Source organism: Desulfobacteraceae bacterium, from assembly GCA_022340425.1.
Lineage (GTDB): Bacteria > Desulfobacterota > Desulfobacteria > Desulfobacterales > JAABRJ01 > JAABRJ01.
The window spans coordinates 1-10171 of sequence record JAJDNY010000065.1 but is presented as its reverse complement, the minus strand read 5'-3'; the positions used below and the strand labels follow the sequence as shown (position 1 = coordinate 10171).

8 protein-coding genes are annotated in these 10171 nt (G+C 59.1%); 6 read left to right on the top strand and 2 right to left on the bottom strand.

Annotation, left to right across the window (positions count from 1 at the left end; all coding sequences use genetic code 11):
* From LJE63_06365 to LJE63_06350, 4 genes are all read left to right on the top strand, one after another.
* On the top strand, window positions 1-1694 hold a 1694-nt coding region (locus LJE63_06365), incomplete at its 5' end, for a PAS domain S-box protein (GenBank protein ID MCG6906233.1).
* 61 nt (window positions 1695-1755) lie between these two features.
* Window positions 1756-3510, top strand: a complete 1755-nt coding sequence (locus tag LJE63_06360; protein ID MCG6906232.1) for a PAS domain S-box protein — start codon at window positions 1756-1758, stop codon at window positions 3508-3510.
* A 53-nt stretch (window positions 3511-3563) separates the two neighbouring features.
* On the top strand, window positions 3564-3935 hold the full coding sequence (locus LJE63_06355; protein MCG6906231.1) for a hypothetical protein: 372 nt from the start codon (window positions 3564-3566) through the stop codon (window positions 3933-3935).
* A gap of 186 nt (window positions 3936-4121) precedes the next feature.
* On the top strand, window positions 4122-4649 hold the full coding sequence (locus LJE63_06350) for a hypothetical protein (GenBank protein MCG6906230.1): 528 nt from the start codon (window positions 4122-4124) through the stop codon (window positions 4647-4649).
* Here LJE63_06350 and LJE63_06345 read toward each other — a convergent pair.
* On the bottom strand, window positions 4646-5662 hold the full coding sequence (locus tag LJE63_06345) for a guanosine monophosphate reductase (protein ID MCG6906229.1): 1017 nt from the start codon (window positions 5660-5662) through the stop codon (window positions 4646-4648). The genes LJE63_06350 and LJE63_06345 overlap by 4 nt on opposite strands.
* A gap of 353 nt (window positions 5663-6015) precedes the next feature.
* Here LJE63_06345 and LJE63_06340 point away from each other — a divergent pair, with 353 nt between their 5' ends.
* A complete protein-coding gene (locus LJE63_06340; protein MCG6906228.1) occupies window positions 6016-7932 on the top strand; it encodes a methyl-accepting chemotaxis protein in 1917 nt (638 codons plus the stop codon).
* Window positions 7933-8104: 172 nt separating this feature from the next.
* Here the strand turns inward: LJE63_06340 and LJE63_06335 are convergent, their stop codons facing one another.
* Window positions 8105-9568 (bottom strand): hypothetical protein, encoded by a 1464-nt coding sequence (locus LJE63_06335; GenBank protein ID MCG6906227.1) that lies wholly within the window; start codon window positions 9566-9568, stop codon window positions 8105-8107.
* Window positions 9569-9721: 153 nt separating this feature from the next.
* Between LJE63_06335 and LJE63_06330 the strand changes: the two genes are divergently transcribed.
* Window positions 9722-10129 carry a hypothetical protein gene (locus LJE63_06330; GenBank protein MCG6906226.1) on the top strand — a complete coding sequence of 136 codons (408 nt, stop codon included), beginning with the start codon at window positions 9722-9724 and terminating at the stop codon, window positions 10127-10129.
* Window positions 10130-10171 lie beyond the last annotated feature (42 nt).

Sequence of the window (10171 nt, the reverse complement as noted above, 5' to 3'; positions counted from 1 at the left end):
TGCTGCACGTGCTGGGCGATGCCGGCGGCATTCTGGGCTACCCATCCGGCCGGGTGGTCAACAACATTGCGCGGATCGCCGTCAAGGAGCTCCGCATTCCGCTCTCCACCGGCATTCAAAAGGCGTTCAAGCGCAAAGAGGAGGTTCGCTACACCAACATCCGCCTCCGCCAGCCCGAGGGGATCCGGGTGCTGAATATGCGGATCAAGCCCTTTCGCCAGAAGAAGGGCCAGGAGCCGCTGGCGGCCGTGTTCATCGAAAATGCCGACGGCGGCGGCGCCTGCGCCGCTGCCGACACACCCGCCTACGACGTGGACAAGGACGCCGCCCAGCGCATCCAGGACCTGGAACAGGAGCTGCAGTTCACCCGTGAAAACCTCCAGGCCACAATCGAGGAGCTGGAAACCTCCAACGAGGAGCTGCAGGCCACCAACGAGGAGCTGCTGGCCAGCAATGAAGAGCTCCAGAGCACCAACGAGGAGCTGCAGTCGGTCAACGAGGAGCTGCACACCGTCAACACCGAGCACCAACGCAAAATCATGGAGTTGACCGAACTGAACAACGACATCCGCAACCTGATGGCCGGCACGGGGGTGGAGACCCTGTTTCTGGACGAAAACCTGGAGATCCGAAAATTCACGCCACGGATCTCCAGGCTGTTCAACCTCACCGAGGGTGACGTCGGCCGCCGGCTTTCACAGGTGTCCCACCGCCTGGCCGACATCGACCTGCCGCGGCTGATCGAAACGGTGCAGCACAGTGATCAGCGGATAGAGAAGGAAATCCAGACCACCGACGGACAGTGGTTTTTGATGCGGGTCATGCCCTACCTGATCGGGGCTGAATCTTTTTCCGGGTGGGTGATGACCTTCATCGATATCGACGCGCTCAAGAAATCCCAGCTTTCCCTGCGGGCCTCCGAAAACGCGCTCAGCGAGAGCGAGTCCAAATTCCGGCTGCTGGCCGAAAACATCCAGGACGTGTTCTGGATGCGGACGCCGGATCTGAGCCGGACAGTGTATGTCAGCCCGGCCTACGAAAAGATCTGGGGCCGCAGCCTCCAGGACATCTATGAAAACCCCCGCGCTTTCATCCAGGCGATTCATCCGGAGGACCGCGGCCGCGTCTTCGAGGAGTTGGGCCGGCACAGCCAGGGGGTCTGGGATGTGGAGTACCGCATCCAAAAACCCGACCAGAGCGTCAGCTGGATCCACGATCGCGGTTTTCCGATCCTGGACGACCGTGGCCGCCTGGGGATGATGTGCGGTTTCGCCAGCGACGTCACCGTCCGCAAAACCAGAGAAGAGGTCTGTCTGACCAGCGTCTCGCGGTTCAAGAACACCTTTGAAACGGCGAACGTGGGCATCGCCCTGATCGACAGCAAGGGGCAAACGCTGGAAAGCAACCCTACCCTGCAGGCGATGCTGGGCTACAGCGGCGCCGAGTTGCGGCGCATGCCCCTTGAGGCCTTCAGCCACCCCCAGGACCGAGACGCCGACCGGATTTTCAGCCGGGAAATCGCCGCCGGCACGCGGGACTTTTATCACCTGCACAAGCACCTGCTGCGCCACGACGGAACGCCGCTGCCGGTCAAGCTGACCTTGATCGCCCTCCGCGACGGGTCCGGAAACCCGGACTATGCGATTGCGCTGGTGGAGCAGGCCCCTGGGCGGCAGACGGCCGCGCCGGCCTGAAGCCCGCCCGCCGGGGTGTTTGAAACTAAAAACCGGGGCCGCAGCCCAAGAGGTGGATTCCATGGGTGCTGATAACGAATTTGACCAGAGGCTGGAGGATCTGCGCCGCAAGGCCGAAGCGCGCCTGGTCGATTCCGACCTCGAGGCAACGCTTGCGGCAGGCGGGCAAATGCAGCGGCTGCTGCATGACCTGCATGTGCACCAGATCGAACTGGAACTGCAGAACGAGGAGTTGCGCGCGGCCCAACGGGAACTTCAGCACTCGCGCGACCGCTACCTGGAGCTCTACCACAACGCCCCGGTGGGCTACGTGGTCACCGATTCGGTCGGGATGATCCTGCAGGCCAACCAAACCTTCGGCCATCTGCTGGATCAGGACCTCGCCGGCGTGCTGCGCAAACCCCTGGCCGGCATGATCCATGCGGACGATCAGGCGGTTTTTTTATCCCGCTTCCGGGCCTTTTACAACAACCCCCGGAACAAGCGCCTGGAAGTCCGGATGATCCGAAGAGACCGCAGCGTGGTCCACACCCAGCTCGCCGGGCGCCGAATCGACCCGCCCGGCGATTCGGTCCCGGGAGATGATCTGCCCGAGCGTCTTTTGATCACCATCAGCGACATCACCGGACAAAAACTGGCCGAACGGGCCATCATCCGTGCCAAAAAGCAGTGGGAGCAAACCTTTGACGCCGTGCCCGACCTGATCGCGATCATCAACGAAAAGTCCGAGATCGTCCGGGTCAACCGGGCCCTGGCCAGGCGCCTGGGCGTCACCCCCCAGGCGTGCGTCGGCCGCAAGTGCTATGATCTGCTCCACGAGCGCCGGGAGCGCCCCGCCGGCTGCCCCCACCAGCGCTTGCTGGCCGACGGCCGACCCGGTAAAACGGAGGCCTTCAACCGCAAGCTCGGCGGTCATTTCATCACCACGGTGGCCCCGTTTAACACCGATGAAGAGGGGACCCGCTGGTGCATTCACATTTCACACGACATCACCGACCGCAAGCGGGCGGAACGGGAGCTGCTCAAATCGCGCAATCTGGAGTCGATCGGCACCCTGGCCGGCGGCATGGCCCATGATTTCAACAATATCCTGACGGCCCTGGTGGGCAATATCGAAATGCTGAAACTCCATCTGGTGAATAACGAAAAGGCCCTGCCCTTTTTGGATGGCGCCATGGAAGCCGCTTTCAAGGTCAAAGACCTGGCCAACCGGTTGTTGACCTTTGCGGAAGGGGGCGCGCCCTACACCCAGCCCATCGCCATCGACCGGCTTCTGGAGGAGACCGCCCAACTGAGCCTGAGCGGCTCCAATGTAGGCTATGAACTCGAGCTGGCCGAGCGCCTGACACCGCTGATCGTCGATGAGGTCCAAATCAAATCGGCGCTTCAGAATATCATCCAAAACGCCCAGGAGGCCATGCCCGGCGGGGGCAGACTGCTGCTCAAGGCCCGCAATGTGACCCTCGCCCCGGAAAGCGTTCCCTTGATGGCACCGGGGAACTATGTCAGAATAGAGATCTGCGATCAGGGCTGCGGCATCCGCGCCGACCATCTGGACAAAATCTTCGACCCCTATTTCACCACCAAGCAGATGGGGTCTCAAAAAGGAATGGGCCTGGGCTTGGCCATCAGCCATTCCATCATCCGAAAGCACCACGGCCATATCGCCGTTGGCTCTGCCGAGGGGCAGGGCAGCCGGGTGACCATCCACCTGCCGGTGAACGGTTGCCACCGCCCAGGCTCCTTTGGAAGGGATGCTGTTTTAAGCGGGCCGGGCACCGCAAAACACGCCGCAAACTCCGACAGCAGTGGGTGAGGGCCGCGGCAAGCGGGTTGCGGCGACCTTGAAATGCCGTTCAGCAATCAGATTTGTGCGCAACCGTTAATATTGATGAACCGGTAAAAAGTAAAAACCCAGACGGTTTCGAAAAAAGCGCCAAGTTACGGCGCGCAAATCTCAGCGGCGTGAGGCGTACTTATCTACGCCGCAGCGACTTCGAGATGCAGCGCAACGCAGAAATTGGCCTTTTTGCGGAACCGTCAATTTTAAAGGAGACGATCATGCCATCCCCCCCATCCGACCTGCAGGCCAAAAACGATGAACTGCGCTGCCCGGAGTGCCGGGCGCTTTTGAAAAAACGTAAGACCCGCCAGCCGGATGCATGTGAAATGGTTTGCGGCGGCTGCGGCCAGACCTTTGACGTCTGCGACCTGGAAACGGTCGAAAAACTGAAAAAATAATTTCGCAGGATGGCGCCGCATTGCGGGTTTTCCCAAAGGCCCGGCCGTCGGCGCACAGCGCGATGGGGTCGGTGGATTTGACGCCGCTGATGGGCAAAAAGCGAGGAAAATGGATGCTCGTTCTTTGCAGAAACCCTTATCTTGTCTCTGTTTACTGAAACGTGACGGCTTTCTTCGGGTCTGCGCATGCTGCTTCAAAAAAAGTTTCAGAAAGCGGTCGCCATCGTCGGCCGGATGAGGCCGGATGAGGTGTCCCAGCTTAAAAAAATCTGCCGGGAGATTCAGGTGGCCGAAGAGCGCCTGCTGGCGGCATCCACCGAATTGATCCAGCGCTGCACCCAATCCTGCGAGGGGCTCTGCTGCCGCAATCTGAAAAGCGGCCAGATCATCGACCTCTATGACTTCGTCTTTATCCTGACGGCCGCACCTGGCATGAAAGCCCAAATCCGAAAGCGGGTGGGCCATCAGCCACTGGATTTCACCGCCGACTGCGTATTTCTGGAAAACGGTGCAGGCCCCTGCATCTTTCCGTTCAACACCCGCCCCGAGGTCTGTATCACCTCTTTTTGCGGCCGCGAGGAGCAAATCGGCGCCGAAATTCGCCAGGTCACGCGGCGGTTCGCTGCCCTGCGGCGATTTGTGCTGTTTCAAAAACCACGTCGCCTCAAGCGCCGCCTGCAGCGCTGGATCCCGGGACGACGCCCGCCGGCCTAAAATATCCGGTGCGGCAGACTTTCCATCCGGCCGGCGGGCGTGATCTCGATATAATCCAGCTTTCGCTGCAACTCACGGATGGTGGCCGCCCCGCCGTAGGTCAAGCCGGAGCGCAGGCCGCCGACGATATCGGCGATGATCCGGTCTTCGTCCTCGCGGTAGGACACCTCGGTGGCTACCCCCTCGGCTGTTTTCCACTCGGCGATGCCGCCGTGAAAGTCTTTTTGGACCTCGCGGCTGGCCATGCCCCGGTAGCATTTCACCTGGCACGCCTCACCGCCGGCGCCCGGCCGGGTGATCACGGCGCCCGGTGTCGGCCGGGTGCCGGCCAGCATACTGCCCACCATCACGAAATCCGCACCGAAGGCCAAGGCCTTGACGATGTCACCCGGGTTGCGGATGCCGCCGTCGGCGACCACCGAGCGATCCACCCGGGTGCAGTTCTTGATCGCCGTCAAATTGGGCACCCCGAAACCGGTCTTGATGCGCGTGGTGCAGACCGAGCCGCCGCCGATCCCGACCTTGATGATGTCGGCGCTGCAAGAGGCCAGATAATCGGCGCCGGCGTATGTCGCCACGTTGCCCGCCATGATGCAGGCCCCGTCGCCGAGAATTTCGCGGATTTGCTTGAGGGTCCGCCCCACGTATTTGGCGTGGCCGTGGGCCACATCCACGCAAAAGAAGTTCGCACCGGCATCCCGCAGGGCTTCGGCGCGCTCCAGTTCCTTGGGGCTGCAGCCCAGCGAGACGAAGGCCGGGTAGCGACAGCTTTTGAACATGGTAACGTTGTCTTCCACCGTCAGAAAGCGGTGCAGCACCCCGATCCCGCCCTTTGCGCCGATGAAATTGGCCATCTCCGCCCCGGTGATGGTGTCCATGTTGGCGGTCATCAGGGGCAAGTCCAGGGCCAGTTTGCCGGCCTTGCAACGGATCGAAATATCCACCACTTTGCGGGATTCCCAGTGGTTGTAGGATGGCACCAGGAGAATATCGTCATAGGTGAAGGCTTTCATGGCCGTCCCTCCTCGAATTTTCTTTGGCCGTCTGGTTTTTTTGCACCTGGGCGGACACCCCTACCACAGATCGGGACCTCACCGCCAAGTTTTTCTGGACCCGGCGAAAAATGGGCGGCTCCCCGACAGCCGCCTACCACCCGATTTTCCGACCGCAGCCCTAAGCTTTTCGCTGCAGCGCACCGATAATATCCCCAACCATAGCCCACCCGAAACCGGAGCAGCAACCTGCGACGGCGGCCCAAGGAGGCCCGTTTCTGCGCTGCGCTGCGGGATTTGCACGCCGCGGCGCTTTTTGCAAAACCGCCCGGCTTCAGGGATCCGTCAACTCTTGTCGGAGAGGAATTCTGACCATGAAAAAACGTTCACTCGGGTTTAAACTGGCCACCGGCGGCATCGCGCTGGTCCTCATGCCGCTGCTGGTGGTCGGGTTGTTCTCCGTCGGCAGATCCACCGAGGCCCTGACGACACTTTCCCAGGGACAGGCCGAACTCACCGCCCGCAACCTGGCCACCATGGTGGACCTGGTGCTCTCCGAGGAGATCAAGCTGGCCCGGGAGCTGTCGGTGGACCGCACCAGCATCAGCGCGGCCCAGGCAGTTTCGACGGCGGGCAGAGGCAACGCCGGTCAAGCGATCGCGGCGTTGGACGAAAAACTTGCGGCTGCGATGAAACAAATTGGAAAAGACTACGAGGCCTTTTTCGTCACCGACACCAGCGGTGTCATCTTTGCCGACAGCCAGGGCGGAAGTTACAAGGGCACGGACGTCTCCGAGCGGGACTATTTCAAGAAAGCCGTGGCCGGCCAGGATGCGGTTTCCGACCCGGTGCGCTCAAAGGTCAGCGGCAATATCGTGGTGCCCGTCTGCACGCCGGTTCATGACCCGGCCGGGCGGGTGATCGGCACCCTGACCGCGGTGCTGGACATCAACTTTCTGGCCGAAAAAATAACCGCGCTTAAAATCGGTCAGACCGGTTACCCCTTTCTCGCCAATGCCGCCGGCCTGGTAGTGGCCCACCCCGACAAGGCCTTGATCATGAAAACGGATATTTCCAAAATACCGGAAATGAGCAGCATCTTCAATGCCATGTCCACCCGCCCGAGCGGTGTCGAGGCCTACCAGTTCAAGGGCGTGGACAAGATCGCCGGCTTTGCGGCCGTCAAGACCACCAACTGGCGTGTGGGGGTCACCCAGAACAAGGATGAGTTCATGGCCACGCCGCATGCCATCCGCAATGTTATCCTGACGATCAGCGGCATTTTCCTGGCCGCCACGATCCTGGCCGTCCTGTTTTTCACCCGCTCCATCAACCGTCCCATCAACCGGGTGGTGGGAATGCTCAATGCCGGTGCAGACGAGGTGGCCTCGGCCTCGGAGCAGGTTTCCTCGGCCAGCCAAACCCTGGCCGAAGGCGCCTCCCAGCAGGCCGCCTCCATCGAGGAGACCTCATCGTCGCTGGAGGAAATCTCCTCGATGACCAAACAAAACGCCGATCACGCCCGGGAGGCCAACTCGCTTGTGACCGAAGCCACGCGGACGATTGCCAAGGCCAACGATTCCATGGGTCAGCTGACCACCTCGATGAAAGAAATTTCAACGGCCAGTGAAGAAACTCAGAAAATCGTCAAGACCATTGATGAGATCGCCTTTCAGACCAACCTGCTGGCGCTCAACGCGGCGGTCGAGGCCGCCCGCGCCGGCGAAGCCGGGGCGGGCTTTGCCGTGGTGGCCGACGAGGTGCGCAACCTGGCCCTGCGCGCGGCGGAAGCTGCCAAAAACACCGCCGCCCTGATCGACGGGTCGGTCAAACAAATCCAGGACGGCTGCGAGCTGGTGGACACCACCAACGTGGCCTTCCACGAAGTCGCGCAGAGCTCCACCAAAATCGCCCAGCTGGTGGCCGAGATCAACGCCGCCTCCAGCGAGCAGTCCCAGGGCATCGAACAGATCAACACCGCGGTGGGCGAAATGGACAAGGTAGTCCAGCAGAACGCGGCAACCGCCGAGGAGTCGGCCAGCGCGGCGGAGGAAATGAACGCCCAGGCCCAGCAGATGAAGGCCTCGGTGGCGGAGCTGGTGGCGATCGTGCGGGGCGCGGTTGCCAGCAAGCAGCCCGGCACCGATCTGGCGGCCCTTGGCAGGCCGGCGCCGGCAGCGCCGGCAGTGCGCCGGCCGCCGGCGACAACCGCCAAGCCCCCGAGGCAGGACTGGAAATCAGACGCCGAGAAGGTAATCCCGTTCGAAGACGCGGAATTTGCCGATTTTTAAGAACCGCCCCGGAGGGGGGATGCCGGACTTGGATGGCACCCCCCTCGTCCACCCGCCTGCATCATCTGCCACCGGCCGCCGAACGGTGGTTGCCCCGAGGGCCACATGGCTTAACCTCCCCACCGATCAGCTGGATTGACTCAAACCCTCACGCACAGCAACTATTTAACTTTTATGGTTTTCGTTTCTTCGTGAATACCGGGGTAAAAAGCCCCCAAGGAAAATCCTCTTTCTTTTCATAACATTTCCAAAGTCCTCTGGAGGCGTTAAAGAAAAGGGTGCCGTTGACGTTTGTTAACCATTCCGGATCGCTGCCAACCCCTGCAAGAGGCTGTATATCCTCTACCATCATTGTACCCGAGGAGGTGCCGTCACTTGTCCATAGTTCGCGACCGTTTTTTCCGTCATCTGCTGAAAAGTAAAGCGTTCCGTTCACATTTATGAGGCCTTCCGGCAAGCTATCTCCAAGCGGATTGATGTCTCTGACCATGACTGTGCCGGCCGCCGTACCATCGCTTTTCCACAATTCACGACCGTTTTCTCCGTCATCCGCGGAAAAGTAAAGCGTTCCGTTCACATCTGTAAGGCCCTCTGGTGAACTATCCGTAAACGGGTTGATGTCTTTGACCATGACTGTGCCGGCCGCCGTGCCGTCACTTTTCCACAGCTCTCTGGAACTCCCGTCCGCGGCAGTAGCGGCAAAAAAGAGAGTTCCACCGACGGATGTGAGGTATTCGGGGTTACTGCTGAGTTCGGGATAACCGTATACTGTTCTAATATCCTTTATCAAATAGGCCCCATGCCCAAGAGCGCTTCCCCAAAGCTCGCGACCAGATAAACCATCATCGGCGCTGAATGCTATAATCAGCCCATGGTGGGTCAACCAAAGAGGGTCACTACCGAAAGTGAATCCCCAGATATCTTCAACCATGACCGTGCCGGCTTCGGTACCATCGCTTTTCCATAATTCTCGTCCATGCACCCCGTCATCGGCAGTAAAAAAAAGTAGGCTTCCCACACACATGAGATGCATAGGCTCGCTGCTGTGATCCAACGCACCGATTTTCTTGACCATTACTGTCCCGGCTTCCGTTCCGTCACTCTTCCATAATTCAATTCCACCCGATCCTCCGATTGGAATACTCCATCCGGTAAAAAACAGTGTGCCGTTTACATTGGTCAGATACCGCGGATCGCCACCCTCAACACCATAAAGATCTTTCACCATAACCGTGCCGGCTTCCGTTCCGTCGCTTTTCCATAACTCCCTTATAGGATTAAGGTTTCTTGAATTTTGTCCGGCACTGAAAAAAAGCGTGCCGTTTACATTGGTCAGTTGGGTGGGATGGCTACCTCTCCAAGAAGAGCCTGGGTCATTCTCGAGATGAATATCCTTAACCATAATGGTGCCAGCCTCGGTACCATCGCTTTTCCACAACTCTCTGTTATGCAAACTGTCATCGGCGCTAAAAAAAAGTATGCCGTTTACGTTAGTCAAATATTGGGGGTCATAGTTCTCGGTAGCCGCTATTTTAAGAACCTGGCATGTATCAGCGTGGGTATCCAATCCGGTGCAATAAAAAGAAATCAGGCACAAGACCGATGCAACCCAAATAGTTTTTACGCTGAATCTCATTTTTCACCTCCCATCTTATCGATAATAAAACTAAAATGTCGGTGCCTTGCAAAAATTGATCTTTGATAGTTTCGCTAATCTAAAACTGCCCCCCTTGAGTACTGACCTTTCGCTAATTTTTTCGTCACCTTTGAATTAATGGGAATATTTTCTATGAGCAATTCCGGCTGGTTATGTGATGGTCATCATAAAACCCATATCCCGGAGGTTTATGATGGCCCCCAAAATAGAGATCATGTCCCACCTCACTTTCAGATGGCGGGCAAATTCTTTAAGAGTCATGCTCCTGCAAAGATCCAAGGCGTAGCGCCCGAAGGCCCTGGTGTGGCTTCTGCGGGAGTCGGAGAAACCGGTGTTGACCTGCCGCACTACGCCGCAGGCAAGGCTCCACAGGCGCTGAATGGCCATCAAGATCTACACCGGCTTTCTGCCGATGGGAATACCCCGGAAGCGGCGGCGGACTTTTCCCCTTTAAACCACGTTGCGGCTCTCGCACACCGAACAACGAATGGCCTCGGGCTTCATCTCCACGGTGAAGCTGATTTGCCCTTCCTCGAATGAAAGAAGGTTTTTTAACTTTCTACGGTGACATCAAGCGTGGCT